The sequence below is a fragment of the Enterobacter sp. E20 genome (genome assembly GCF_000801755.2).
Taxonomy (GTDB): Bacteria; Pseudomonadota; Gammaproteobacteria; order Enterobacterales; family Enterobacteriaceae; genus Enterobacter; species Enterobacter asburiae_B.
In genome coordinates, this window is record NZ_CP012999.1 from 4,340,296 (window position 1) to 4,365,437 (window position 25,142).

The 25,142-nt window shown below is 51.5% G+C and carries 43 protein-coding genes; 2 read left to right on the forward strand and 41 right to left on the reverse strand.

Annotated features, from left to right (window positions below; genetic code table 11):
* Positions 1-5: 5 nt before the first annotated feature.
* From rpsD to rpsJ, 26 genes are all read right to left on the reverse strand, one after another.
* A complete protein-coding gene (gene rpsD, locus NI40_RS20260) occupies positions 6-626 on the reverse strand; it encodes a 30S ribosomal protein S4 (protein WP_004868345.1) in 621 nt (206 codons plus the stop codon).
* 33 nt (positions 627-659) lie between these two features.
* A complete protein-coding gene (gene rpsK / locus NI40_RS20265) occupies positions 660-1,049 on the reverse strand; it encodes a 30S ribosomal protein S11 (protein WP_003863312.1) in 390 nt (129 codons plus the stop codon).
* 16 nt (positions 1,050-1,065) lie between these two features.
* The gene (gene rpsM, locus NI40_RS20270) at positions 1,066-1,422 is read right to left on the reverse strand and encodes a 30S ribosomal protein S13 (protein WP_003863308.1); all 357 of its coding nucleotides are present in this window, start codon (positions 1,420-1,422) and stop codon (positions 1,066-1,068) included.
* Positions 1,423-1,568: 146 nt separating this feature from the next.
* On the reverse strand, positions 1,569-1,685 hold the full coding sequence (gene rpmJ, locus NI40_RS23435) for a 50S ribosomal protein L36 (protein WP_000868187.1): 117 nt from the start codon (positions 1,683-1,685) through the stop codon (positions 1,569-1,571).
* Between the two features lie 31 nt (positions 1,686-1,716).
* On the reverse strand, positions 1,717-3,048 hold the full coding sequence (gene secY / locus NI40_RS20275; protein ID WP_003863305.1) for a preprotein translocase subunit SecY: 1,332 nt from the start codon (positions 3,046-3,048) through the stop codon (positions 1,717-1,719).
* A 7-nt stretch (positions 3,049-3,055) separates the two neighbouring features.
* Entirely contained in the window at positions 3,056-3,490 is a 435-nt protein-coding gene (rplO, locus tag NI40_RS20280) for a 50S ribosomal protein L15 (protein WP_003863304.1), read from the reverse strand.
* Positions 3,491-3,493: 3 nt separating this feature from the next.
* A complete protein-coding gene (gene rpmD / locus NI40_RS20285; RefSeq protein ID WP_003863301.1) occupies positions 3,494-3,673 on the reverse strand; it encodes a 50S ribosomal protein L30 in 180 nt (59 codons plus the stop codon).
* A 6-nt stretch (positions 3,674-3,679) separates the two neighbouring features.
* The gene (gene rpsE, locus NI40_RS20290; protein ID WP_003863299.1) at positions 3,680-4,180 is read right to left on the reverse strand and encodes a 30S ribosomal protein S5; all 501 of its coding nucleotides are present in this window, start codon (positions 4,178-4,180) and stop codon (positions 3,680-3,682) included.
* Positions 4,181-4,194: 14 nt separating this feature from the next.
* Positions 4,195-4,548, reverse strand: coding sequence for a 50S ribosomal protein L18 (rplR, locus tag NI40_RS20295; RefSeq protein ID WP_003863297.1), 354 nt, complete (start codon positions 4,546-4,548; stop codon positions 4,195-4,197).
* 9 nt (positions 4,549-4,557) lie between these two features.
* The gene (gene rplF, locus NI40_RS20300; RefSeq protein WP_003863296.1) at positions 4,558-5,091 is read right to left on the reverse strand and encodes a 50S ribosomal protein L6; all 534 of its coding nucleotides are present in this window, start codon (positions 5,089-5,091) and stop codon (positions 4,558-4,560) included.
* Positions 5,092-5,103: 12 nt separating this feature from the next.
* The gene (gene rpsH / locus NI40_RS20305; RefSeq protein WP_006178918.1) at positions 5,104-5,496 is read right to left on the reverse strand and encodes a 30S ribosomal protein S8; all 393 of its coding nucleotides are present in this window, start codon (positions 5,494-5,496) and stop codon (positions 5,104-5,106) included.
* Positions 5,497-5,526: 30 nt separating this feature from the next.
* Positions 5,527-5,832 (reverse strand): 30S ribosomal protein S14, encoded by a 306-nt coding sequence (rpsN, locus tag NI40_RS20310; protein ID WP_003863291.1) that lies wholly within the window; start codon positions 5,830-5,832, stop codon positions 5,527-5,529.
* A gap of 14 nt (positions 5,833-5,846) precedes the next feature.
* A complete protein-coding gene (gene rplE, locus NI40_RS20315; protein WP_001096206.1) occupies positions 5,847-6,386 on the reverse strand; it encodes a 50S ribosomal protein L5 in 540 nt (179 codons plus the stop codon).
* A 14-nt stretch (positions 6,387-6,400) separates the two neighbouring features.
* Positions 6,401-6,715, reverse strand: a complete 315-nt coding sequence (gene rplX / locus NI40_RS20320; protein WP_003863287.1) for a 50S ribosomal protein L24 — start codon at positions 6,713-6,715, stop codon at positions 6,401-6,403.
* A 10-nt stretch (positions 6,716-6,725) separates the two neighbouring features.
* The gene (rplN, locus tag NI40_RS20325) at positions 6,726-7,097 is read right to left on the reverse strand and encodes a 50S ribosomal protein L14 (RefSeq protein WP_002919748.1); all 372 of its coding nucleotides are present in this window, start codon (positions 7,095-7,097) and stop codon (positions 6,726-6,728) included.
* Positions 7,098-7,263: 166 nt separating this feature from the next.
* On the reverse strand, positions 7,264-7,518 hold the full coding sequence (gene rpsQ, locus NI40_RS20330) for a 30S ribosomal protein S17 (RefSeq protein WP_008503489.1): 255 nt from the start codon (positions 7,516-7,518) through the stop codon (positions 7,264-7,266).
* On the reverse strand, positions 7,518-7,709 hold the full coding sequence (gene rpmC, locus NI40_RS20335; RefSeq protein WP_003863282.1) for a 50S ribosomal protein L29: 192 nt from the start codon (positions 7,707-7,709) through the stop codon (positions 7,518-7,520). The genes rpsQ and rpmC overlap by 1 nt, the downstream gene beginning before the upstream one ends.
* A complete protein-coding gene (rplP, locus tag NI40_RS20340; RefSeq protein WP_002919759.1) occupies positions 7,709-8,119 on the reverse strand; it encodes a 50S ribosomal protein L16 in 411 nt (136 codons plus the stop codon). Before rplP ends, rpmC begins: the two co-directional genes overlap by 1 nt.
* Before the next feature lie 12 nt (positions 8,120-8,131).
* Positions 8,132-8,833: a 30S ribosomal protein S3 gene (gene rpsC / locus NI40_RS20345; protein WP_000529945.1), complete on the reverse strand. Its 702-nt coding sequence runs from the start codon at positions 8,831-8,833 to the stop codon at positions 8,132-8,134.
* Positions 8,834-8,850: 17 nt separating this feature from the next.
* Positions 8,851-9,183 (reverse strand): 50S ribosomal protein L22, encoded by a 333-nt coding sequence (gene rplV, locus NI40_RS20350; RefSeq protein WP_002919773.1) that lies wholly within the window; start codon positions 9,181-9,183, stop codon positions 8,851-8,853.
* Between the two features lie 14 nt (positions 9,184-9,197).
* Positions 9,198-9,476, reverse strand: a complete 279-nt coding sequence (rpsS, locus tag NI40_RS20355; protein ID WP_001138117.1) for a 30S ribosomal protein S19 — start codon at positions 9,474-9,476, stop codon at positions 9,198-9,200.
* Between the two features lie 16 nt (positions 9,477-9,492).
* Complete coding sequence (gene rplB, locus NI40_RS20360; RefSeq protein WP_000301859.1) at positions 9,493-10,314, reverse strand: 50S ribosomal protein L2; 822 nt, start codon at positions 10,312-10,314, stop codon at positions 9,493-9,495.
* Positions 10,315-10,331: 17 nt separating this feature from the next.
* Positions 10,332-10,634 (reverse strand): 50S ribosomal protein L23, encoded by a 303-nt coding sequence (gene rplW / locus NI40_RS20365; RefSeq protein ID WP_000617546.1) that lies wholly within the window; start codon positions 10,632-10,634, stop codon positions 10,332-10,334.
* Positions 10,631-11,236 (reverse strand): 50S ribosomal protein L4, encoded by a 606-nt coding sequence (rplD, locus tag NI40_RS20370; protein ID WP_000424395.1) that lies wholly within the window; start codon positions 11,234-11,236, stop codon positions 10,631-10,633. Before rplD ends, rplW begins: the two co-directional genes overlap by 4 nt.
* 10 nt (positions 11,237-11,246) lie before the next feature.
* Entirely contained in the window at positions 11,247-11,876 is a 630-nt protein-coding gene (rplC, locus tag NI40_RS20375; protein ID WP_006178923.1) for a 50S ribosomal protein L3, read from the reverse strand.
* 32 nt (positions 11,877-11,908) lie between these two features.
* Positions 11,909-12,220: a 30S ribosomal protein S10 gene (rpsJ, locus tag NI40_RS20380; protein WP_001181005.1), complete on the reverse strand. Its 312-nt coding sequence runs from the start codon at positions 12,218-12,220 to the stop codon at positions 11,909-11,911.
* A 380-nt stretch (positions 12,221-12,600) separates the two neighbouring features.
* Between rpsJ and NI40_RS20385 the strand changes: the two genes are divergently transcribed.
* Positions 12,601-13,074 (forward strand): prepilin peptidase, encoded by a 474-nt coding sequence (locus NI40_RS20385; RefSeq protein WP_039262754.1) that lies wholly within the window; start codon positions 12,601-12,603, stop codon positions 13,072-13,074.
* Here the strand turns inward: NI40_RS20385 and bfr are convergent.
* The 11 genes from bfr to fkpA form a co-directional block, all read right to left on the reverse strand.
* Entirely contained in the window at positions 13,058-13,534 is a 477-nt protein-coding gene (gene bfr / locus NI40_RS20390; protein ID WP_039262753.1) for a bacterioferritin, read from the reverse strand. The genes NI40_RS20385 and bfr overlap by 17 nt on opposite strands.
* Before the next feature lie 72 nt (positions 13,535-13,606).
* Positions 13,607-13,801, reverse strand: a complete 195-nt coding sequence (bfd, locus tag NI40_RS20395; RefSeq protein ID WP_008503493.1) for a bacterioferritin-associated ferredoxin — start codon at positions 13,799-13,801, stop codon at positions 13,607-13,609.
* 179 nt (positions 13,802-13,980) lie between these two features.
* Positions 13,981-15,165, reverse strand: coding sequence for an elongation factor Tu (gene tuf / locus NI40_RS20400; RefSeq protein WP_014068448.1), 1,185 nt, complete (start codon positions 15,163-15,165; stop codon positions 13,981-13,983).
* Positions 15,166-15,234: 69 nt separating this feature from the next.
* Positions 15,235-17,349, reverse strand: coding sequence for an elongation factor G (fusA, locus tag NI40_RS20405; protein ID WP_033146789.1), 2,115 nt, complete (start codon positions 17,347-17,349; stop codon positions 15,235-15,237).
* A gap of 96 nt (positions 17,350-17,445) precedes the next feature.
* Positions 17,446-17,916, reverse strand: a complete 471-nt coding sequence (rpsG, locus tag NI40_RS20410) for a 30S ribosomal protein S7 (protein WP_004106370.1) — start codon at positions 17,914-17,916, stop codon at positions 17,446-17,448.
* Positions 17,917-18,012: 96 nt separating this feature from the next.
* Entirely contained in the window at positions 18,013-18,387 is a 375-nt protein-coding gene (rpsL, locus tag NI40_RS20415) for a 30S ribosomal protein S12 (RefSeq protein ID WP_000246815.1), read from the reverse strand.
* A 124-nt stretch (positions 18,388-18,511) separates the two neighbouring features.
* On the reverse strand, positions 18,512-18,799 hold the full coding sequence (tusB, locus tag NI40_RS20420) for a sulfurtransferase complex subunit TusB (protein WP_024907951.1): 288 nt from the start codon (positions 18,797-18,799) through the stop codon (positions 18,512-18,514).
* A gap of 7 nt (positions 18,800-18,806) precedes the next feature.
* On the reverse strand, positions 18,807-19,166 hold the full coding sequence (gene tusC, locus NI40_RS20425) for a sulfurtransferase complex subunit TusC (RefSeq protein WP_033146791.1): 360 nt from the start codon (positions 19,164-19,166) through the stop codon (positions 18,807-18,809).
* Entirely contained in the window at positions 19,166-19,552 is a 387-nt protein-coding gene (gene tusD, locus NI40_RS20430; protein ID WP_039260550.1) for a sulfurtransferase complex subunit TusD, read from the reverse strand. The genes tusC and tusD overlap by 1 nt, the downstream gene beginning before the upstream one ends.
* Positions 19,552-20,274, reverse strand: coding sequence for a helix-turn-helix transcriptional regulator (locus NI40_RS20435; RefSeq protein WP_014171909.1), 723 nt, complete (start codon positions 20,272-20,274; stop codon positions 19,552-19,554). Before NI40_RS20435 ends, tusD begins: the two co-directional genes overlap by 1 nt.
* A 166-nt stretch (positions 20,275-20,440) precedes the next feature.
* Positions 20,441-21,259: an FKBP-type peptidyl-prolyl cis-trans isomerase gene (gene fkpA / locus NI40_RS20440; protein ID WP_039263096.1), complete on the reverse strand. Its 819-nt coding sequence runs from the start codon at positions 21,257-21,259 to the stop codon at positions 20,441-20,443.
* 238 nt (positions 21,260-21,497) lie between these two features.
* Between fkpA and NI40_RS20445 the strand changes: the two genes are divergently transcribed.
* On the forward strand, positions 21,498-21,716 hold the full coding sequence (locus NI40_RS20445) for a protein SlyX (RefSeq protein ID WP_023309461.1): 219 nt from the start codon (positions 21,498-21,500) through the stop codon (positions 21,714-21,716).
* Positions 21,717-21,769: 53 nt separating this feature from the next.
* Here the strand turns inward: NI40_RS20445 and slyD are convergent, their stop codons facing one another.
* From slyD to kefG, 4 genes are all read right to left on the reverse strand, one after another.
* The gene (gene slyD / locus NI40_RS20450; RefSeq protein ID WP_014833521.1) at positions 21,770-22,360 is read right to left on the reverse strand and encodes a peptidylprolyl isomerase; all 591 of its coding nucleotides are present in this window, start codon (positions 22,358-22,360) and stop codon (positions 21,770-21,772) included.
* Between the two features lie 94 nt (positions 22,361-22,454).
* Positions 22,455-22,655: a YheV family putative zinc ribbon protein gene (locus NI40_RS20455; RefSeq protein WP_033146793.1), complete on the reverse strand. Its 201-nt coding sequence runs from the start codon at positions 22,653-22,655 to the stop codon at positions 22,455-22,457.
* A 13-nt stretch (positions 22,656-22,668) separates the two neighbouring features.
* On the reverse strand, positions 22,669-24,474 hold the full coding sequence (gene kefB / locus NI40_RS20460) for a glutathione-regulated potassium-efflux system protein KefB (RefSeq protein ID WP_039263095.1): 1,806 nt from the start codon (positions 24,472-24,474) through the stop codon (positions 22,669-22,671).
* Positions 24,474-25,025, reverse strand: a complete 552-nt coding sequence (gene kefG, locus NI40_RS20465; protein WP_014885493.1) for a glutathione-regulated potassium-efflux system ancillary protein KefG — start codon at positions 25,023-25,025, stop codon at positions 24,474-24,476. Before kefG ends, kefB begins: the two co-directional genes overlap by 1 nt.
* Positions 25,026-25,142 lie beyond the last annotated feature (117 nt).

Genomic DNA, 25,142 nt, shown 5'->3' on the forward strand with positions numbered 1-25,142 from the left:
AAGCTTTACTTGGAGTAAAGCTCGACGATCAGGTGTTCGTTAATGTCCGCAGACAGATCAGAACGTTCTGGCTGACGCTTGAACGTACCTTCCATCTTGCCAGCATCAACTTCCAGCCAGGTTGGCTTTTCACGCTGCTCAGCCAGCTCCAGAGCGGCCTTCACGCGAGATTGCTTTTTCGCTTTCTCACGAATGCTAACAACGTCATTCGCTTTAACCTGATAAGAAGCGATGTTAACAACACGACCGTTTACCATGATTGCTTTGTGGCTAACCAGCTGACGTGATTCAGCACGAGTAGCGCCGAAGCCCATACGGTATACAACGTTGTCCAGACGACCTTCCAGCAGAGCCAGCAGGTTTTCACCTGTGTTGCCTTTCAGACGTGCTGCTTCTTTATAGTAGTTACGGAACTGACGCTCCAGCACACCGTACATACGGCGAACTTTTTGCTTTTCACGCAACTGCACACCATAGTCAGACAGACGCGGTTTACGCGCACCGTGCTGGCCAGGAGCTTGTTCAATTTTACACTTGGTATCGATCGCGCGAACGCCAGACTTAAGGAATAAGTCGGTGCCCTCACGACGGCTCAGCTTGAGCTTAGGACCCAAATATCTTGCCATTTTCTATCTCCAACTAACCTAAAAAACGGAGCGTTATACGCGACGTTTTTTCGGCGGACGACAACCGTTATGAGGGATCGGAGTCACATCAGTAATATTCGTGATGCGGAAACCAGCGGCGTTCAGAGCGCGAACAGTAGATTCACGACCCGGACCCGGACCTTTAACCATAACTTCCAGATTCTTGATGCCGTATTCTTTTACGGCTTCTGCGCAACGCTCTGCTGCAACCTGAGCTGCGAACGGAGTGGATTTGCGAGAACCACGGAAACCGGAACCACCGGCTGTTGCCCAACCCAATGCGTTACCCTGACGATCAGTAATAGTAACGATGGTGTTGTTGAAAGAAGCATGGATATGAGCCACGCCGTCAGAGACTTGTTTTCTTACACGTTTACGTGCACGAACTGGTGCCTTTGCCATTATTCAATCACCCCGATTATTTCTTGATCGGTTTGCGCGGACCCTTACGGGTACGTGCGTTGGTCTTAGTACGCTGACCGCGCACTGGCAGACCACGACGATGACGCAAACCGCGATAGCAACCAAGATCCATCAGGCGCTTGATGCTCATGCTGATTTCACGGCGCAGATCACCTTCAACGACAAATTTGGCAACTTCGTCACGCAGCGTGTCGATTTGTTCTTCAGACAGCTCACTGATCTTAACATCTTCAGCGATACCCGCTGCAGCCAGAATGGCTTTAGAACGGGTCTTGCCGACGCCGTAGATCGAAGTTAATGCGATCACAGCATGTTTCTGATCAGGAATGTTAATGCCTGCTATACGGGCCACTATGCACTCCTACTATTTAATATGTACGCACCATGCTGAAAAGCCCGTTTTCAGGATACTCAAATGGAAACGTACAGACATACAAAAGATTGGCTGGCTAATCTAGCCAGCTCAACCCAACTTTGCAAGAAAAATATGCGAAATAATCAGCCTTGGCGCTGTTTATGCTTCGGCTCGGCACTGCAAATCACACGGATGACACCATCACGCTTAACGATTTTGCAGTTACGGCATAATTTCTTGACGGAAGCACGAACTTTCATTTTTACTCTCCGTAACTTCTCAGGCGACCATTTAGCGGCCGTAGCCTTTCAGGTTCGCCTTCTTCAATGCAGACTCGTACTGACTGGACATCATCAGAGTTTGCACTTGAGCCATAAAGTCCATAATCACGACAACAACGATAAGCAGTGAGGTCCCACCGAAGTAGAACGGTACTTTCATTGCATCACGCATGAACTCCGGGATCAGGCAGATAAAAGTAATATAAAGCGCACCAACCAAAGTCAGGCGAGTCATTACTTTATCGATATACTTCGCCGTTTGCTCTCCCGGACGAATTCCTGGTACAAATGCACCGGACTTCTTCAGGTTATCTGCTGTTTCACGCGGGTTGAAGACCAACGCCGTGTAGAAGAAACAGAAGAAGATGATCGCAGACGCATAGAGTAACACATAAAGTGGTTGCCCAGGCTGCAAATACAGCGAAATTGTTGTCAGCCAGTTCCAACCAGTACCGCCCCCGAACCATGACGCGATGGTCGCCGGGAACAGAATAATACTGGAAGCGAAGATAGCCGGGATAACCCCCGCCATGTTCACTTTCAGCGGTAAATGTGTGCTCTGTGCAGCATAGACACGACGACCCTGCTGACGTTTAGCGTAGTTCACCACAATGCGGCGTTGACCACGTTCAACGAAGACAACAAAGAACGTCACTGCAAATACTAATACTGCAACCAACAGCAACAGGAGGAAGTGCAGGTCGCCTTGACGCGCTTGCTCGATAGTATGGGCGATGGCTGGCGGGAGGCCCGCAACAATACCGGCGAAGATAATGATAGAGATACCGTTACCGATACCACGCTCAGTAATCTGTTCGCCGAGCCACATCAGGAACATAGTCCCTGTGACCAGACTTACAACAGCGGTGAAGTAGAATGCAAAGCCCGGATTTAACACCAGGCCCTGCATACCAGGCATATTCGGCAGACCGGTAGCAATACCGATCGACTGGAATATTGCCAGCACCAGAGTACCGTAACGGGTGTACTGACTAATCTTACGACGTCCAGACTCCCCTTCTTTCTTCAACTCTGCCAGGGCCGGATGAACGACCGTCAGCAGCTGGATAATAATAGATGCCGAAATGTACGGCATAATACCCAATGCAAAGATAGAAGCACGGCTGAGAGCACCACCAGAGAACATGTTGAACATTTCAATGATGGTGCCTCGCTGTTGCTCAAGCAGTTTGGCAAGTACAGCGGCATCGATACCAGGGATCGGAATAAAAGAGCCAATACGGAACACAATCAGCGCGCCGATAACAAACAGCAGTCTGCGTTTCAGCTCGCCAAATCCACCTTTGGCACTTTGAAAATCTAATCCCGGTTGCTTAGCCATCTGCTACTTATTCCTCAATTTTACCGCCAGCAGCTTCGATAGCAGCACGAGCACCTTTAGTAACACGCAGGCCACGAACAGTTACCGGAGTAGAAACTTCACCAGCCAGGATCACTTTCGCGAACTCGATCTGGATACCGATAATGTTTGCTGCTTTCAGCGTGTTCAGGTCTACAACGCCGCCTTCAACTTTCGCCAGGTCAGACAGACGGATTTCCGCTGTGATCGCTGCTTTGCGAGAGGTGAAGCCGAACTTCGGCAGACGACGGTACAGTGGCATCTGGCCACCCTCGAAACCGCGACGTACGCCACCGCCAGAACGAGAGTTCTGACCTTTGTGACCACGACCACCGGTTTTGCCGAGGCCAGAACCGATACCACGACCCAGGCGTTTACCCGCCTTTTTAGAGCCTTCGGCCGGAGACAGAGTATTTAAACGCATCTCTTACTCCTCAACTTTAACCATGAAGTAAACCGCGTTGACCATACCACGAACAGCGGGAGTATCCTCGCGCTCAACGGTATGACCAATACGACGCAGACCCAGGCCAAGCAGCGTTGCCTTGTGTTTCGGCAGACGACCGATTGCACTGCGGGTTTGAGTGATTTTAATAGTCTTTGCCATGGTCAATTACCCCAGAATTTCTTCAACGGATTTACCACGCTTGGCAGCGACCATTTCTGGAGAATTCATATTTTCCAGGCCATCAATAGTTGCACGAACCACGTTGATCGGGTTGGTGGAACCATATGCTTTGGCCAGAACGTTATGAACCCCAGCAACTTCCAGAACGGCGCGCATTGCACCACCGGCGATGATACCGGTACCTTCTGAAGCTGGCTGCATGAATACACGAGAACCCGTGTGAACACCTTTAACTGGGTGTTGCAGGGTACCGTTGTTCAGCGCGACGTTAATCATATTGCGACGGGCTTTTTCCATCGCTTTCTGGATCGCTGCTGGAACTTCACGCGCTTTACCGTAACCAAAACCAACGCGACCGTTACCATCGCCTACTACAGTCAGAGCTGTGAAGGAGAAAATACGACCACCTTTAACGGTTTTAGATACGCGGTTTACCGCGATCAGCTTTTCCTGCAGTTCGCCAGCCTGTTTTTCGATGTGAGCCATCTTACACCTCTACCTTAGAACTGAAGGCCAGCTTCACGGGCAGCATCTGCCAGTGCCTGGACACGACCATGATATTGGAACCCGGAACGGTCAAAGGAAACATTGCTGATGCCTTTTTCCAGAGCGCGTTCAGCAACAGCTTTACCTACAGCTGCAGCGGCGTCTTTGTTACCGGTGTACTTCAATTGTTCTGAGATAGCTTTTTCTACAGTAGAAGCAGCTACCAGAACTTCAGAACCGTTCGGTGCAATTACCTGTGCGTAAATATGACGCGGGGTACGATGTACCACCAGGCGAGTTGCACCCAGCTCTTTGAGCTTGCGGCGTGCGCGGGTCGCACGACGGATACGAGCAGATTTCTTATCCATAGTGTTACCTTACTTCTTCTTAGCCTCTTTGGTACGCACGACTTCGTCGGCGTAACGAACACCCTTGCCTTTGTAAGGCTCAGGACGACGGTAGGCGCGCAGATCTGCTGCAACCTGACCGATCAGCTGTTTATCAGCGCCTTTCAGCACGATTTCAGTTTGAGTCGGACATTCTGCAGTGATACCGGCCGGCAGCGGATGCTCAACAGGGTGTGAGAAGCCCAGAGACAGGCCTACTGCATTCCCTTTGATAGCTGCACGATAACCTACACCAACCAGCTGAAGCTTTTTAGTGAAGCCTTCGGTAACACCAACAACCATTGAGTTCAGCAGGGCACGCGCGGTACCAGCCTGAGCCCATCCATCCACGAAACCATCACGTGGACCGAAGGTCAGAGCGTTATCTGCATGTTTAACTTCAACAGCTTTGTTGAGGGTACGAGTCAGCTCGCCGTTTTTACCTTTGATCGTAATAACCTGACCGTCGATTTTTACATCAACGCCGGCAGGAATAACGACCGGTGCTTTAGCAACACGAGACATTCTTTCCTCCGATTAGGCTACGTAGCAGATAATTTCGCCACCAAGACCAGCCTGGCGCGCTGCACGATCAGTCATAACACCTTTAGAGGTAGAAACAACTGCGATACCAAGACCAGCCATAACTTTTGGCAGCTCATCTTTTTTCTTATAGATGCGCAGGCCTGGGCGGCTGACACGCTGAATGCTTTCTACAACAGCTTTACCCTGGAAATACTTAAGAGTAAGTTCCAGTTCCGGCTTGGTGTCGCCTTCAACTTTAAAATCTTCGATAAAACCTTCTTCCTTCAGCACGTTGGCAATTGCCACTTTCAGCTTGGCGGAAGGCATGGTGACCGCAACTTTGTTCGCGGCCTGACCGTTACGGATACGGGTCAGCATATCCGCGATCGGATCTTGCATGCTCATCTGTCTTTACTCCCGTGATTCAATTGGTAATTACCAGCTAGCCTTTTTCAAGCCTGGCACTTCACCGCGCATGGCGGCTTCACGCAGTTTGATACGGCTCAACCCAAACTTGCCCACATAACCATGTGGACGACCTGTTTGACGACAGCGGTTACGCTGACGAGACGGGCTGGAATCACGCGGCAGAGACTGCAGCTTGAGAACCGCATTCCAACGATCTTCGTCGGAAGCGTTCACATCAGAAATGATCGCTTTCAGTTCAGCGCGTTTAGCGAAGAATTTATCAGCTAAAGCTACGCGCTTTACTTCGCGTGCTTTCATTGATTGCTTAGCCATTCAGTAACCCTACCTTACTTGCGGAACGGGAAGTCAAAGGCAGCCAGCAGAGCACGGCCTTCTTCGTCAGATTTCGCAGTAGTGGTAATGGTAATATCCAAACCACGCACGCGGTCGACTTTATCGTAGTCGATTTCTGGGAAGATGATCTGCTCACGGACACCCATGCTGTAGTTACCACGACCGTCGAAAGACTTAGCGGACAAGCCACGGAAGTCACGGATACGTGGAACAGCAATAGTGATCAGGCGCTCAAAGAACTCCCACATGCGTTCGCCACGCAGAGTTACTTTACAGCCGATCGGATAGCCCTGACGGATTTTGAAGCCTGCAACAGATTTGCGTGCTTTGGTGATCAGCGGTTTTTGACCGGAGATTGCTGTCAGGTCAGCTGCTGCGTTATCCAGCAGTTTCTTGTCAGCGATCGCTTCACCAACACCCATGTTCAGGGTGATCTTCTCGACCCGAGGGACTTGCATGACAGAATTGTAGTTAAACTCAGTCATGAGTTTGTTAACTACTTCGTCTTTGTAGTAATCATGCAGTTTCGCCATCGTACTACTCCAAATTACTTGATAGTTTCGCTGTTAGACTTGAAGAAACGGACTTTTTTGCCGTCTTCGAATCTAAAGCCTACACGGTCAGCCTTGCCGGTAGCCGCATTGAAGATTGCAACGTTAGAAACCTGAATAGCAGCTTCTTTTTCAACGATGCCACCTGGTTGGTTCAGGGCCGGAACCGGCTTCTGATGTTTCTTAACCAGGTTGATACCTTCAACGACAAGTTTGCCGGAAGACAGAACATTTTTTACTTTACCGCGTTTACCTTTATCTTTACCGGTTAACACGATAACTTCGTCATCACGACGGATTTTCGCTGCCATGATTCGCTCCTTAGAGTACTTCTGGTGCCAGAGAGATAATTTTCATGAACTTCTCAGTACGAAGTTCACGAGTTACCGGCCCAAAGATACGCGTGCCGATAGGCTGCTCGCTGTTATTGTTTAAAATAACGCATGCATTACCATCGAAGCGAATGACAGAACCGTCAGGGCGACGAACACCCTTCTTGGTGCGCACCACTACCGCCTTCAGCACATCACCTTTTTTGACCTTACCACGTGGAATTGCTTCCTTGATGGTGATCTTGATGATGTCGCCTACGCCTGCGTAGCGACGGTGCGAGCCACCCAGAACCTTGATACACATTACGCGACGTGCACCGGAGTTGTCGGCGACGTTCAGCATAGTCTGTTCTTGGATCATTTTAGTGCTCCGCTAATGTCAACTACTACCTGAGACTCTAAAATCAGAGCCGTTAAAAAGCCCCATATCGAGGGCGCGGCATTATAACACCGCTTCTGCAATATGGGTAGAAAAAATAAACGGCTCATCGCTGAGCCGTTTATTCGTATTGAGAAGGCGTACTGTATTACAGAACCGCTTTCTCTACAACGCGAACCAGCGTCCAGGACTTAGTCTTGGACAGTGGACGGCATTCACGGATTTCAACCTTGTCGCCGATACCACATTCGTTGTTCTCGTCATGTACGTGCAGTTTGGTCGTACGCTTGATGAATTTACCGTAGATCGGGTGTTTCACAATACGTTCGATAGCTACAACAATGGATTTCTCCATTTTGTCGCTAACAACACGACCTTGCAGAGTACGGATTTTATCGGTCATTACGCACCCGCCTTCTGAGTCAGTAAAGTCTTAACGCGTGCAACATTGCGACGCACTTGCTTCAGCAGGTGAGTCTGTTGCAGCTGGCCACTTGCAGCCTGCATACGCAGGTTGAACTGCTCACGCAGCAGGTTCAGCAGCTCAGCGTTCAGCTCTTCAACGCTTTTTTCACGCAGCTCTTTTGCTTTCATTACATCACCGTCTTAGTTACAAAGGTGGTTTTGATAGGCAGTTTCGCTGCTGCCAGGCCGAAGGCTTCACGGGCCAGCTCTTCCGGAACACCGTCCATTTCATAAAGGACTTTGCCCGGTTGGATCAAGGCAACCCAGTACTCCACGTTACCTTTACCTTTACCCATACGAACTTCCAGTGGCTTCTCGGTGATCGGTTTGTCCGGGAATACACGGATCCAGATCTTACCTTGACGCTTAACTGCACGGGTCATTGCACGACGTGCTGCTTCGATCTGACGTGCAGTCAGACGACCACGGCCAACAGCTTTCAGACCGAAAGTGCCGAAGCTAACATCCGTACCCTGCGCCAGACCACGGTTGCGGCCTTTGTGCACTTTACGGAATTTTGTACGCTTTGGTTGTAACATCAGCGACGCTCCTTATTTACGGCCTTTACGCTGCTGCTTTTTAGGTTGAGCAGCCGGTTTTTCCGGTTGTTCAACAGCAGCCATACCACCCAGGATCTCACCTTTGAAGATCCATACCTTAACGCCGATTACACCGTAAGTGGTGTGCGCTTCAGAGGTGTTGTAGTCGATGTCAGCACGCAGAGTGTGCAGCGGTACGCGACCTTCGCGGTACCATTCGGTACGTGCGATTTCCGCGCCGCCCAGACGGCCGCTAACTTCAACTTTGATACCTTTAGCGCCCAGACGCATTGCGTTCTGTACAGCACGCTTCATAGCACGACGGAACATAACACGACGTTCCAGCTGTGAAGTGATGCTGTCAGCAACCAATTTAGCGTCCAGTTCAGGCTTACGAACTTCAGCGATATTGATCTGTGCAGGAACGCCAGCGATATCCGCTACGACCTTGCGCAGTTTTTCTACGTCTTCGCCTTTCTTACCGATAACGATGCCAGGACGAGCAGTGTGAATAGTCACACGGATGCTCTTCGCTGGACGCTCGATAACGATACGAGATACAGACGCTTTAGCCAGTTCCTTAGTCAGGTACTGACGTACTTTAAAATCGCTGTCCAGGTTGTCAGCGAATTCTTTGGTGTTCGCAAACCAGGTAGAGTTCCATGGTTTTACAATACCCAGGCGAATACCATTAGGATGTACTTTCTGACCCATTGCTAGTCTCCAGAGTCTCAGCGATCGGACACAACCACAGTAATGTGGCTGGTGCGCTTCAGGATGCGATCTGCACGACCTTTCGCACGCGGCATAATGCGCTTCATGCTTGGGCCTTCATCTACGAAAATTTTCGCGACTTTCAGATCGTCGATGTCAGCGCCATCGTTGTGTTCAGCGTTAGCAATGGCAGATTCCAGTACTTTCTTGACCAATACCGCAGCTTTCTTGTTGGTATAGGTCAGGATGTCCAGGGCCTGCGACACTTTCTTACCGCGAATCAGGTCAGCAACAAGGCGAACCTTCTGAGCAGAAGAACGAGCATGGCGATGTTGAGCTAAAGTTTCCATCTCTTCCTCCTACCTTATTTCTTCTTCGCTTTTTTATCAGCAGCGTGGCCGCGATAAGTACGAGTCGGTGCGAATTCACCCAGTTTGTGACCAACCATTTCGTCGGTAACAAAGACTGGAACGTGCTGACGACCATTATGGACAGCGATGGTCAAACCGATCATGTTAGGAAAGATCGTTGAACGACGGGACCAAGTGCGCAGGGGCTTCTTGTCTCCGCTTTCCACCGCTTTCTCTACCTTCTTCAGCAAGTGCAGGTCAATAAAAGGACCTTTCTTGAGAGAACGTGGCATGGCTTATCCTCTAAAATTATTTGCTACGGCGACGTACGATAAATTTATCAGTACGCTTGTTGCTGCGGGTCTTCTTACCTTTGGTCTGAACGCCCCACGGAGTTACCGGGTGCTTACCAAAGTTACGACCTTCACCACCACCATGTGGGTGGTCGACTGGGTTCATCGCAGTACCGCGAACGGTAGGACGAACACCACGCCAGCGTGCAGCACCTGCTTTACCCAGAACGCGCAGCATATGCTCAGCATTGCCAACTTCGCCCAGAGTAGCGCGGCAGTCTGCTTCGACTTTACGCATTTCACCAGAACGCAGGCGCAGGGTGACATATGCACCATCACGAGCAACGATCTGAACGTAAGTACCAGCGGAACGTGCCAGCTGACCGCCTTTACCTGGTTTCATTTCTACGTTATGAACGGTAGAACCAACCGGGATATTGCGCATCGGCAGGGTGTTGCCTGCTTTGATTGCAGCATCAACGCCAGACTGAATCTGGTCGCCAGCTTTCAGGCCTTTAGGGGCCAGGATGTAACGGCGTTCGCCGTCTTTGTACAGAACCAGCGCGATGTTCGCGGAACGGTTCGGATCGTACTCAAGACGTTCAACAACTGCTGGGATACCGTCTTTGTTGCGTTTGAAGTCAACAATACGATAAGCCTGCTTGTGGCCACCACCGATGTGACGAGTGGTGATACGGCCATTGTTGTTACGACCACCGGATTTGCTGTTTTTTTCCAGCAACGGAGCAAAAGGTTTGCCCTTGTGCAGCTCAGGGTTAACCACTTTAACTACGTGGCGACGACCCGGAGATGTCGGTTTACATTTAACAACTGCCATTGTATTACTCCTCCGACTTACTCAGCGCCGCCAACGAAGTCCAGATTCTGGCCTTCTTTCAGGGTGACGTAAGCTTTTTTCCAGTCGCTACGACGACCGATACGCTGTCCGTGACGTTTAACTTTCCCTTTAACTACCAGGGTGTTAACGACTTCGACTTCGACTTCAAACAGTTTCTGCACAGCAGCTTTGATCTCTGCTTTGGTCGCGTCTTTAGCAACTTTGAGAACGATGGTGTTTGTTTTTTCCATCGCAGTAGACGCTTTTTCAGAAACGTGCGGTGCGCGAAGCACCTTCAGCAGACGTTCTTCACGAATCATGCCAGCATCTCCTCAACTTGCTTAACAGCATCAGCAGTCATTACGACTTTGTCGAAGGCGATCAGGCTAACCGGGTCGATACCAGTCGCATCGCGTACGTCAACCTTGTGCAGGTTGCGTGCGGCCAGGAACAGGTTCTCGTCCAGCTCACCGGTGATGATCAGCACATCTTCCAGAGCCATGTCTTTCAGTTTCTGTGCCAGCAGCTTAGTTTTAGGCGCTTCAACAGAGAACTTCTCGACAACGATCAGACGATCCTGACGTACCAGTTCGGACAGGATGCTTTTCAGCGCGCCGCGGTACATCTTTTTGTTAACTTTTTGACTGTGGTCCTGTGGACGCGCAGCGAAGGTCACGCCACCTGAACGCCAGATCGGGCTCTTGATAGAACCTGAACGCGCACGGCCGGTACCTTTCTGGCGCCATGGCTTTTTGCCAGAACCAGTTACTTCAGCACGAGTCTTCTGAGCACGAGTACCCTGACGAGCACCAGCTGCATAAGCAACAACAACCTGGTGAACCAGCGCTTCGTTGAAATCACGACCGAAGGTAGTTTCGGAAACAGTCAGCGCGCTCTGCGCGTCTTTCAATACTAATTCCATTGCTATCCCCTTACGCCTTCACAGCTGGTTTAACGATCAGGTCGCTACCGGTTGCACCCGGAACTGCACCTTTAACCAGCAGCAGGTTGCGCTCAGCGTCAACACGTACTACGTCCAGGCTCTGAACGGTCACACGTTCGTTACCCAGCTGACCTGCCATTTTCTTGCCTTTGAACACTTTGCCCGGAGTCTGGTTCTGACCGATAGAACCCGGAACGCGGTGAGACAAGGAGTTACCGTGGGTAGCGTCCTGGGTACGGAAGTTCCAGCGCTTAACGGTACCAGCAAAACCTTTACCTTTAGAGGTACCGGTTACGTCAACTTTTTTAACGTCAGCAAACAGCTCAACGCTAATGTCCTGACCTACGGTGAACTCTTCGCCTTCAGCAAGACGGAATTCCCACAGACCACGGCCAGCTTCTACGCCAGCTTTAGCGAAGTGACCCGCTTCTGGTTTGGTTACACGGTTAGCTTTTTTAGCACCAGTGGTCACCTGAACAGCGCGGTAGCCATCGTTAGCCAGATCTTTAACCTGGGTAACGCGGTTTGCTTCAACTTCGATTACGGTTACTGGGATTGAAACGCCATCTTCAGTGAAGATGCGGGTCATGCCCACTTTTTTACCGACTAAACCAATCATTGTATCAACCTCTCAATCGCTCGATGACCTGATTAACCCAGGCTGATCTGCACGTCTACACCGGCAGCCAGATCCAGACGCATCAGAGCATCAACGGTTTTCTCAGTTGGCTCAACGATGTCAACCAGACGCTTGTGAGTGCGGATTTCGTACTGATCGCGCGCGTCTTTGTTGACGTGCGGAGAGATCAGAACGGTGAAGCGCTCTTTGCGGGTCGGCAGCGGGATCGGACCACGGACTTGCGCACCAGTGCGCTTAGCAGTCTCGACGATTTCCGCGGTTGATTGATCGATCAGACGATGATCAAACGCTTTAAGGCGGATACGGATTCTTTGGTTCTGCATGAGACCAGAGCTCCAATTATTTTATAAACGAAAATGATTACTCCTCAAACCCATTACGATTGATGGGAGAGTGTAACCGTTCTTACGTAGCTCCCCAATTGGGAGCATTGTTGAGTAACAAAATGAGCTACTCTGGTTCTGATTGAACCCGCCGTCAATTACGACAAGCCCGCGCATTATACGTAAATCTGGACAAGACGCAAGTGCCGTTTAGAAATTAAGCGCCAGAGGCGCAGTGTGCGTAAGGGCGCGCAACTTTTTACGCAATGTATCCCTTCTCAAGGCTTTGTCTCGAGCCACTACGCAAGTGTCGTTTTTATAGATTGCCGACCAGGTCGATTATAGCGAGGATGCGCTCAAACCCTTTTGAGGCCTTTTCCATGTTAACCACCCTCCCCTTTTTGCTGGTCTATTTTTCGCTGACTGCCTTTCTCGTCCGTGCAGATATTCGCTGCGGACTGCTTCCTGATAAATTTCTCTGCCCGTTGCTATGGGCGGGCCTGCTCTTTCAGCTCTGTTTCCAACCTGATTTTCTGCCGAGTGCCGTGGTGGGAGCGATGGCTGGATATGTCGGCTTTGCCGTTATTTACTGGGGATATCGCTTTATCTGCCGGCGTGAAGGGATGGGATACGGCGATGTAAAATACCTGGCGGCGCTTGGCGCCTGGCATGGCTGGTGCGTGCTGCCTGCGCTGGCGTTACTCGCTGCGCTTATGGCGCTACTTAGCATTCTTGTGTTTTCGTTACTCACCGGCGATAAGGGAGCATTAAAAAACCCACTGCCTTTTGGGCCATTTCTGGCAGCAGCGGGTTTATGCGTAGGCTGGAAGTCGGTGGTTACTCTTCCACTTTAATCTGCGACTGAAGGTAGTTCTGCAGGCCGATTTTACCAATCAGATCCAGCTCCGTTTCCAGCCAGTCAATGTGGCCTTCTTCATCGGCCAGGATCTGGATCATCATATCGCGACTGACGTAGTCATGTACGCTGTCTGCGTAGGCAATGGCTTCACGGAGATCTTTGGCGCCTTCAAGTTCCAGCCTGAGGTCGGAACGCAGCATCTCTTCGACATCTTCTCCGATGCCCAGCTTTCCGAGATCCTGCAGGTTTGGAATGCCTTCAAGGAATAAAATACGCTCGATATATTTATCAGCGTGCTTCATTTCATCGATCGATTCATGGTACTCAACGTCGTTCAGACGTTTAAGCCCCCAGTTTTTGAACATTCTCGCGTGAAGAAAGTACTGGTTAATTGCGACAAGCTCATTTCCCAATAATTTATTGAGATAACTTATGATTTTAACATCACCTTTCATTATATAGTCCCTCCGCTTCCACTCATTGAAGCGTAGATCGGGCTACAAGGATGTCAAAAAAAAGATGGGCGCTTACGCGATCTCTTTGTATTCCGGGATCTGCATCAATTCGTCCTGCATGATCTCTCGCGCAGCACGCACACATTTACCGCATTGATTTCCCACCGGAACAAATTTGCGTAGCTGCTGAAATGACTGAGGCTGAAACTGACGAACGGCCTGACGTATTTTCTTGTCGCTTACACCATTACATAAACAAACGTACATAGAGACTCCCGTTCAAATTATGCGCAAAGTGTAAGTGAGAATGGTTATGATTACAATAGCACAAACGCCACAATACGGGGCGGGAGCAGGCAAAAAATGCGTAATTTTGTGACAGTACCTGAGCGGCAGAAAATAAAAAAGGACGCCGAAGCGTCCTTTTTTTATTCGGGGATAATTAATTAGCCCAGAACTTTAGCAACAACGCCCGCGCCAACGGTACGGCCGCCTTCACGGATTGCGAAACGCAGACCGTCGTCCATCGCGATTGGGTGGATCAGAGTCACAACCATCTTGATGTTGTCGCCTGGCATTACCATCTCAACGCCTTCTGGCAGTTCGATGGTACCGGTCACGTCAGTTGTACGGAAGTAGAACTGTGGACGGTAGCCTTTGAAGAACGGAGTATGACGGCCGCCTTCGTCTTTGGACAGGATGTACACTTCAGATTCGAACTTGGTGTGTGGCTTGATTGAGCCTGGCTTCGCCAGAACCTGACCACGTTCGATTTCTTCACGTTTGATACCACGCAGCAGAACACCAACGTTCTCACCAGCACGGCCTTCGTCCAGCAGTTTGCGGAACATTTCAACGCCAGTACAGGTAGACTTCGCAGTCTCTTTGATACCAACGATTTCAACTTCTTCGCCAACTTTGATGATACCGCGCTCTACACGACCGGTAACAACGGTACCACGACCGGAGATGGAGAATACGTCTTCGATTGGCAGCAGGAACGGCTTGTCAATCGCACGCTCTGGTTCTGGGATGTAAGAATCCAGGAAGCCAGCCAGTTCGATGATTTTAGCTTCCCACTCAGCTTCGCCTTCCAGCGCTTTCAGAGCAGAACCACGAACGATTGGAGTATCGTCGCCCGGGAAATCGTACTGAGACAGCAGTTCACGAACTTCCATCTCTACCAGTTCCAGCAGCTCTTCGTCATCAACCATGTCGCATTTGTTCAGGAACACGATGATGAAAGGAACGCCTACCTGACGACCCAGCAGGATGTGCTCACGAGTCTGAGGCATTGGGCCGTCAGTCGCAGCAACAACCAGGATCGCGCCGTCCATCTGCGCAGCACCGGTGATCATGTTTTTAACATAGTCGGCGTGGCCTGGGCAGTCTACGTGTGCGTAGTGGCGAGTCGGGGTGTCGTACTCAACGTGGGAAGTGTTGATGGTGATACCACGAGCTTTTTCTTCTGGTGCGTTATCGATCTGGTCGAATGCACGAGCAGAACCACCGTAGGTTTTAGCCAGAACGGTAGTGATTGCAGCAGTCAGGGTAGTTTTACCATGGTCAACGTGGCCGATAGTACCAACGTTGACGTGCGGTTTTGTACGTTCAAATTTTTCTTTAGACACGGCTATATTCCTTACTATAGTGCTCTCCCCTGTGGAGAGAGCACGGGACTTAGGTTTTAATCCTGTGGATTACTTACCACGGGCTTCAATAACGGCCTGAGCAACGTTGTTAGGCGCATCATCATACTTCAGGAATTCCATGGTGTATGATGCACGACCTTTGGTCAGAGAACGCAGCTGAGTTGCATATCCGAACATTTCAGACAGCGGAACTTCAGCGTGGATCTTAACGCCAGTTACTTCGGATTCCTGACCACGCAGCATACCGCGACGACGGCTCAAGTCACCGATAACGTCACCGGTGTTCTCTTCAGGAGTTTCTACTTCAACCTTCATGATTGGCTCAAGCAGAACTGGTTTTGCTTTCTTAAAGCCTTCTTTAAAGGCAATAGACGCAGCCAGTTTAAACGCCAGTTCAGAGGAGTCAACGTCGTGGTAAGAACCGAAGTGCAGACGAACACCCATGTCAACAACCGGATAGCCAGCCAGAGGGCCCGCTTTCAGCTGTTCCTGGATGCCTTTATCAACAGCTGGGATGTATTCGCCAGGAATTACACCGCCTTTGATGTCGTTGATGAACTCGTAACCTTTCGGGTTAGAGCCCGGCTCCAGTGGGTACATGTCGATCACAACGTGACCGTACTGACCGCGACCACCAGACTGCTTAGCGTGTTTACCTTCAACATCGGTAACTTTCGCGCGAATCGCTTCGCGGTAAGCAACCTGAGGTTTACCCACGTTCGCTTCAACGTTGAATTCACGCTTCATACGGTCAACGATGATGTCCAGGTGCAGTTCACCCATACCAGCGATGATGGTCTGGTTAGATTCTTCATCAGTCCATACGCGGAATGATGGGTCTTCTTTCGCCAGACGGCCCAGAGCCAGACCCATTTTTTCCTGGTCAGCTTTGGTTTTTGGTTCAACTGCGATGGAGATTACCGGCTCAGGGAATTCCATACGCTCCAGAATGATCGGGTGATCCGGGTCACACAGGGTGTCACCAGTGGTCACGTCTTTCAGACCGATAGCTGCAGCGATGTCGCCCGCACGAACTTCTTTGATCTCTTCACGTTTGTTAGCGTGCATCTGTACGATACGGCCAAAACGTTCACGCGCCGCTTTCACGGAGTTCAGGATGGTATCACCGGAGTTAACCACACCAGAGTAAACGCGGAAGAAGGTCAGGTTACCCACGAATGGGTCGGTAGCAATTTTGAACGCCAGTGCAGAGAATGGCTCTTCGTCGCTTGCGTGACGCTCAGCCGGAGTATCTTTACCGTCGTCCAGGATGCCGTTGATCGCAGGAACGTCAACCGGGGATGGCAGGTAGTCAACTACCGCATCCAGCATCGCCTGAACACCTTTGTTCTTGAACGCAGAACCACAGGTTACCAGGATGATTTCGTTGTTCAGAACGCGCTGACGCAGAGCTTTTTTGATCTCTTCTTCAGTCAGTTCTTCACCACCCAGGTATTTCTCCATCAGCTCTTCAGAAGCTTCAGCAGCGGATTCGATCAGGTTCTGGTGCCATTCGTCAGCCAGGTCCTGCATTGCAGCTGGGATATCTTCGTATTCGAAGGTAACGCCCTGGTCTGCATCGTTCCAGTTGATGGCTTTCATTTTCACCAGGTCGATAACGCCGGTGAAGCCTTCTTCAGCACCAATTGCCAGCTGCAGCGGAACAGGGTTCGCGCCCAGACGGGTTTTGATCTGGCCAACAACTTTCAGGAAGTTAGCACCCATACGGTCCATTTTGTTAACGAACGCGATGCGTGGAACTTTATATTTGTTCGCCTGACGCCATACGGTTTCAGACTGTGGCTGAACACCACCAACTGCGCAATAAACCATTACCGCGCCGTCAAGAACACGCATGGAACGTTCTACTTCGATGGTGAAGTCAACGTGCCCTGGGGTGTCGATGATGTTTACGCGATGCGGTTCGTACTGCTTAGCCATACCTGACCAGAATGCAGTAGTCGCTGCGGAGGTGATAGTGATACCACGCTCCTGCTCCTGTTCCATCCAGTCCATGGTGGCTGCGCCGTCATGAACTTCACCGATTTTATGGTTTACACCGGTGTAGAACAGAATACGTTCGGTAGTAGTGGTTTTACCGGCGTCGATGTGCGCACTGATACCGATGTTACGGTAGCGTGCGATGGGTGTTGTACGAGCCATTTGATTCCTCGTTTATATCTTTAGGCGTTCAGTTAAGTTACCCAGAGCGGGCGGCTTCTCTGAAGCGCCCGCCTGGTGACTAATACTCCGAAGGGATTACCAACGGTAGTGTGCGAACGCCTTGTTGGCTTCTGCCATACGGTGAACGTCTTCACGTTTCTTAACTGCAGTACCTTTGTTGTCTGCAGCATCAGAAAGTTCGTTCGCCAGACGCAGAGCCATGGATTTATCACCGCGTTTACGAGCAGCTTCAACGATCCAACGCATTGCCAGAGCATTACGACGAACCGGACGAACTTCAACTGGAACCTGATAAGTAGAACCACCAACGCGGCGGGACTTAACTTCTACGGTTGGGCGAACGTTGTCGAGAGCGACTTCGAAAGCTTCCAGTTCATTTTTACCAGAACGCTGAGCCAGGGTCTCAAGCGCGCTGTATACGATTGCTTCTGCAGTAGATTTTTTACCATCTACCATCAGGATATTTACAAATTTTGCCAGCAGTTCTGATCCGAATTTCGGATCTGGAAGAATTTTACGCTGACCAATAACGCGACGACGTGGCATGGGAATACTCCGTTGTTAATTCAGGATTGTCCAAAACTCAAAGAGTTTAGTTTGACATTAAGATAAATCAGTTTGGCCTTACTTAACGGAGAACCATTAAGCCTTAGGACGCTTCACGCCGTACTTGGAGCGAGCCTGCTTACGGTCTTTAACACCTGAGCAGTCGAGCGCACCACGAACGGTGTGGTAACGAACACCCGGAAGGTCTTTAACACGACCGCCACGGATCAGGATCACGGAGTGTTCCTGCAGGTTGTGACCTTCACCACCGATGTAGGAAGTCACTTCGAAACCGTTAGTCAAACGCACACGGCATACTTTACGCAGTGCGGAGTTTGGTTTTTTAGGAGTGGTGGTATATACACGAGTACATACACCACGTTTCTGCGGGCAGGCTTCCAGCGCAGGCACGTTGCTCTTTGCAACTTTGCGTGCGCGTGGTTTGCGTACCAGCTGGTTAACTGTTGCCATTAAATAGCTCCTGGTTTTAGCTTTTGCTTCGTAAACACGTAATAAAACGACCTCATACAATATGAGGACGCGAAATTTTAGGGCTACGTCGAAAAGGTGTCAAGAAATATACAGCGATCTCAAATCACCAGTTCATTTGACTGGCGTGCGTCACAGTAAGATTGACGAAATCAGTATAGCCAACCACGTCAATTTTGGCTGAAATTTGACCAGAAAGACCCCGCGCATCCAGATCGTCCTTCAGCGCAGAGACTGTTATGGGGGCATTCGTGAGAATTTCAACGAAACGACTGCCTTCCAGTGCGGCAAGCACGCCATCCTGAATCAGCAGCAGATCATCACCTTCGCGCAGCATACTCAGTAACGCGTCGATATCACATTGCCACGGTGAATGGCTCAGAGTATGGAGCATGTCAGCCTCAGAAAGTCAGAACGGTGTCGTAGTGGGAAAGGTGTTCGCGCAATGCAGCAGAAGACAAGACTGTCACATCCAGCACGAAAGGCGTTGCCTCGTTTAGGCCGCGCGCAGCCAGGGAGTCGGCACAGACATAGAAGGTTTCGATATCGTAAAGCGGTAACACTTTGAACGTCGCGATGTAATCACGCGCCAGAATGGCCTGAGGCTGTTGCCCCGCCAGAAGCTGAAATACGCCGTCGCCCAAAAAGAAGACACCGATATCTTCGGTCAATGCTGAGGTCGCGAGCAGCGCATCCAGCCCTTCTCTGCCGGACGCATTGCCGTGCGGTGCGGAGGAAAAAACAAACGCGACACGCTTCATCAGAATTGCACCACTCTGTCGGAGGTTAATGCCGCCTGTGCCAGTGCACCCAGGCCACTCAACGAAAAGCCGGGCTGCAGGTTAGAACCCAATAAACCAAGACGTGCGGCTTCGGTTGCATCGGTCACGCCGCGGCGCAGTGCTGCCGCCACGCAGATGTGCAGTTCTACGCCCTGCTTTTCGTTTAATGCCTGCCAGGCGCGCACCAGATCGAACTCGTCGCTCGCCGGTGACGTAAACTGATTCGCGTTATACACCCCTTCCCGATAGAAGAAGACGCTCGCCAGCTCATGTCCGGCCGCCAGTAGCGCATGCGCAAACTGCAGCGCGCTGCTGGCCTGCTGAGTGCCGTACGCCGGGCCTGTCACCATTAACGCAAAACGCATTACTTGTCTTGTCCCTGGAAATCGCCGCTTTTGAACTGGCGAATATAGAGGTAGACCGTGTGCTTGGAGATGTTCAGACGATCGGCCACCTGGTTGATGGCGTCTTTAATATCAAAAATCCCTTTTTCATAAAGATTGAGCACGATCTGGCGATTCTTGGCGTTGTTCGAGACGTTGCGATCGGCATTCACCTCTTCAATCGTAAACTCAAGCGTCTGCGTCACCAGATCTTCAACGGAGGAGGCAAAGTTAACAGAAGAGCCAACGTCCGGCGTTTCTGGCGGAATAAAGGTGCTCATGATTTGCGAGAATGGCACATCAAGGTTCATGTTGATGCACAGCAGCCCAATGACACGATGCTCGCGGTTTCGAATCGCGATGGTTTCTGATTTCATCAGCACGCCGCTTTTGGCGCGGGTGAAATAGCATTTTGAGACGCTGCTGTCCGCGCCGGTCATGTCATGCAGCATACGCAATGCAAGGTCGGTAATTGGCGAACCAATTTTACGGCCAGTATGTTCACCATTCGCAATGCGGATGGCGGAACACTTCAGATCTTGCAGGGAGTGCAATACGATTTCGCAGTGGGAGCCAATGAGCATCGCTAACCCGTCCACTACCGCTTCGTAGGATTTCAGAATATCGAAGTCGGTCTGATCGAAAGGACGTTGATCCAGCAAATCAAGTTCACTGGTTTCGTTGGTTAAAAGCGACCTGGACATGAAAAAAACACTCCTTTTCAGGAGCCTGTCGTTAGGTTTTCAGGGCAGGCTCATTATCTACACGGACAACTAAATTAATACAGCGTGCGTAGCGCTTTCCAGTGTTAATTATATCTGCCCCACAATAAAAAAACCGCCGCCTGAAAGGCGGCGGTTTTTTTCAACATTACTTCTTAGCAGCAGCGGCTTTATCGTCAGCCGGTGCGTCTGCTTTCGCATCCGCTTTCGGTGCCGGTTTGATATCCAGCAGCTCTACGTCAAAGACCAGCGTAGAGTTGGCAGGGATACCCGGAACGCCGGTTTTGCCATAGGCCAGATCCGGTGGGATAACCATCTTGATCTTGCCGCCTTTCTTGATGTTTTTCAGGCCTTCAGTCCAGCCAGGGATCACACCATCCAGACGGAAGGAGAGCGGCTCACCGCGGGTGTAAGAGTTATCGAACTCTTTACCGTCGATCAGCGTACCTTTGTAGTTCACAACAACGGTGTCGCTGTCTTTAGGCACATCGCCGGTGCCTTCTTTCTCAACTTTGTACACCAGGCCGGTAGAAGAGGTTTTCACACCTTTCTCTTTGGCAAAGGTGTCTCGGTAGGCTTTGCCTTTCGCTTCGTTGTCTTTAGCGTCCGCGTCCATCTTGGTCTGCGCGGCACCCTTCACGCGCGCTTCGAACGCCTGCAGAGTCTGTTCAATTTCCTGGTCAGACAGCTTGCTCTTATCTGCAAATGCGTCCTGAACGCCCGCGATCAGCTGAGCTTTATCCAGTTTGATGCCCAGTTTCTCTTGTTCTTTCAGAGAGTTTTCCATGTAGCGACCCAGAGATGCGCCCAGTGCGTAGGCGGATTTCTGGTCGTCATTTTTGAACGCCGCTTTGCTGTCTGCAGTGGCAGCAGGCTTCGCAGCAGTATCAGCAGCGAATGACAGCGGCGCGTTCAGCGCAACAGCCATCGTCGTCGCCAGCAGCGTTACTTTAAACAGTGATTTCATCCATATCTCCAGGGCCTGGGGACTCTCACCCCAGCGTTAAACGTAAATGAGTTACGTACTATAAAACGTTGCGGAAGAAATCTACAGACAGACACTTCCAATTCTCGCCACTTTTCAGACTATTTTTGTTTAAATAAGTTTCCTGCCAAAGGGATGCAGACTGTACTTAAGGATAAACTCAGTTAAACTGCGCCGCCGCAGGGCCATTATGGCGAATCTGAAATAAACGAGGTGAATGATGAAGGATACAGCAATAGAAGCGAGAATGGCTGAGCTGGAAAGCCGCCTGGCTTTTCAGGACATCACCATCGAAGAGCTAAACCAGACCGTGACCGCACATGAGCTCGAAATGGCAAAACTGCGGGATCATATGCGCCTGCTGACGGAAAAGCTGAAGGCTACACAGCCGTCAAACATTGCCTCTCAGTCAGAAGAGACGCCACCTCCTCATTATTGAGGCGTAAAAAAGCGGGATTATTATCCCGCTTTTTTATTTTCCGCATGACGGAATTAGTGGCAACCGCAGCCGCCGTTACCGCAACCACCTTTACCGTGGTCATGACCATGGTCGTGATCGTGGCCGTGACCACCGCAGCAGCCGTCGTGGCCGTGATCGTGGTCATGGTCGTGACCGTGCGCACCGTGAACGTGGCCATGAGCCAGCTCTTCTTCGGTCGCTTCACGGATCGCAACAACTTCTACGTTGAACTTCAGGTTCTGGCCAGCCAGCATGTGGTTACCGTCAACCACGACGTGGTCATCTTCCACTTCGGTGATTTCAACAGGAACCGGACCCTGGTCAGTTTCAGCCAGGAAGCGCATGCCAACCTGCAGTTCGTCAACGCCCATGAACACGTCTTTAGGAACGCGCTGAACCAGGTTGTCGTCATACTGACCGTAAGCGTCGTTCGCGCCTACAGCAACGTCAAATTTGTCGCCAACTTCATGACCTTCCAGCGCGTTTTCCAGGCCGGAAATCAGGGAACCGTGACCATGCAGGTAGTCAAGCGGCGCACTCACCGGAGACTCATCAACCAACACACCGTCTTCTGTACGTACCTGATAGGCCAGGCTGACCACCAGGTCTTTTGCTACTTTCATGATATCTCCTGAGCGTGGGAAAATTGCTGGCGCAGATTGTAGCGGAAATCTGCACCCGTGTACCCTTTAGCTTAAAAAAACTCAGGGCATATCGCTAGTCCGGATGAAAAATCCCGATAACTTGCTCTTCTTTGCGAACGTGATCGCGGGCCTCTTTATCGGCCTCACGCATCTGGTGACCGCACTTAACACACTCAACAACATCAACATTATTTTCCCGCCACATCGCCAGGGTATCTTGCGCCTGACAGGTCGGGCATTTTGCACCCGCGATAAAGCGTTTACGTACAGCCATCTTTCGTTACCCTTTATTCAAATTCATCCCAGCCATCAAGCTGGCGTCGTTCCTGTTGCATCTCTCGCTGGAAGATCTCCTCCAGCTCGCGACGCGCTTCCCGCACGCGGGAGATCTGCGCCGTATCGGTATGTACCGGCATCAGCTCGCGCAACATCCGCATATCCAGCCGGCGGAAGTGCATCTGGGCGCGCTGCGCCTGATGCGGATGCATGCCGAGCGAGATCAGCGCCTTACGGCCCAGCTCCAGCGCACTGGAGAACGTCTCACGGGAGAAGTGTTTCACACCCGCCTGCAACAATTCGTGAGCTTCAACACGTCCCCGCGCACGCGCCAGAATATGCAGATGCGGGAAATGCTGCTGGCACAGATCCACCAGCTTCATCGTGTCTTCCGGATCGTTACAGGTAATCACGATGGACTCTGCCGCTTCCGCCCCCGCCGAGCGCAGCAGCTCGAGCTGGGTCGCATCGCCGTAGTAAACCTTGTAGCCATATTTACGCATCAGGTTGACCGCGCTGATATCCCGCTCCAGTACCGTAATGCGCATTTTGTTCGCCATCAGCAGGCGTCCAATCACCTGTCCAAAACGGCCAAAGCCCACCACAATCACCTGCGGCTTATCGTCTTCCACCCACGGCGCTTCGTCTTCATCGTCATTTGGGTTCAGGCGGCGCGACAGCAGTTTATCCACCAGCTTCATCAGCAGCGGCGTGGTCATCATAGACAGCGTGACCGTCACCAGCAAAAGCGCCATCTGATCGTCTTTAAACAGCTTCTGGGAGGATGCGGTCGAGAACAGCACAAACGCGAACTCGCCTCCCTGGCTTAACACGCTGGCAAACTGCATGCGTTCCGAACTGCGCAGCCCGTAGATACGCGCCATGACGTACAGTACCAGCATCTTCACCGCCACCAGGATGGCGACGCTCACTATCACCCACAGCAGATGGGTATAGAGCACACCGAGGTTGAGCGCCATCCCCACCGAAATAAAGAACAGGCCTAGCAGCAGCCCTTTGAAGGGATCGATGGCAATTTCCAGCTCGTGACGATACTCACTCTCCGCCAGCAGCACCCCGGCGATAAAGGTCCCGAGCGCCATCGACAGCCCCAGCGCGTCCATAAACAACGCCGATCCCAGCACCAGCAGCAGCGTCGCGGCGGTAAACACCTCGCGAACGCCAGACGCGGCAATAAAGCGGAACACGGGACGTAGCAGGAAACGACCGCCAATCAGCATGCCCGCGAAGGCCAGCACCTTCATGGCGATTTTAGCCCAGTCGAAGTGATCGTCCCCGGACCCCGCCAGCAGCGGCACCAGCGCCAGCGCCGGGATCACCGCCAAATCCTGGAACAGCAGCACCGAAAAGCCCAGCTGACCGGCTTCGTTGCGATTCATCCCTTTATCGCGCATCAGCTGCAGCGCCATCGCCGTCGACGACATCGCAAGGCCTATCCCGCCAATCACCGCCGCCTGCCATGAAAAGTTTGTCAGCATTAACAGGCCACCCAGGATCGCGGCGCTGAACAACACCTGCGCGGCGCCCACGCCAAAGATAGAGCGTCGGAGCTGCCACAATTTCGAAGGATTCAGCTCCAGGCCGATGATGAACATCAGGAACACCACGCCCAGCTCGGAGAAATGGAGGATCTCATCTACATCGCTGATGAATCCCAGCCCCCAGGGGCCAATCGCGATCCCCGCCAGCAGATACCCCAGCACCGCACCGATACCAATGCGTGCAGCAAGCGGCACCGCGACGACGGCCGCAAATAAAAACAGCACCCCGGCGAGGAGTAAATTCGATCCTTCCATTAACGACCTCCTGCCGGGATAGGTGACGCCAGCCATTCACCGTAGGCTCTGGCGTGGCTTGCCAGCTCTTTCGGATCCTGACGCCGCGCCCAGTAGACAATAATCGGGCTCATCCAGTGCATACGGCACATCGCCGCCGTCAGCTCGAATGGCCTGAGGATATCGCTCATCGGATAGCGGTTCAGCCCGTCGTGACGGTAAGCGCTTTCGGGTTCACCGGTCGTAATCACACTACGCCAGTACTTTCCCGCCAGCTGGTTGCCCCCCACCCCGCTGGAGAAGCCCCGGCTCAACACGCGGTCCAGCCACTCTTTGAGCAGCGCCGGACAGCTATAGGTATAAAGCGGATGCTGGAACACAATCACGTCATGCTGACGCAGCAGCTCCTGCTCGTAAGGGATATCAATAAAGAAATCAGGATAGTGCGCGTAGAGATCGTGCACCGTTACGTTACTAAGCTGTGTGGCCGGCTTAAGCAGCACCCGGTTTGCCACCGAGTCCTGAGATTCCGGATGGGCATACAGCAGCAGCACTTTTGCTGTCTGAGACATCATTCCCCTCCCGGTCTTGTTTCTGTTTTTGTGTATCGTCGCTGTTTTGGGCTACCATGGCGGCCCGGTGCGGAAAATGGCCCACACCTTACATTATCATAATGACAAATTAACATA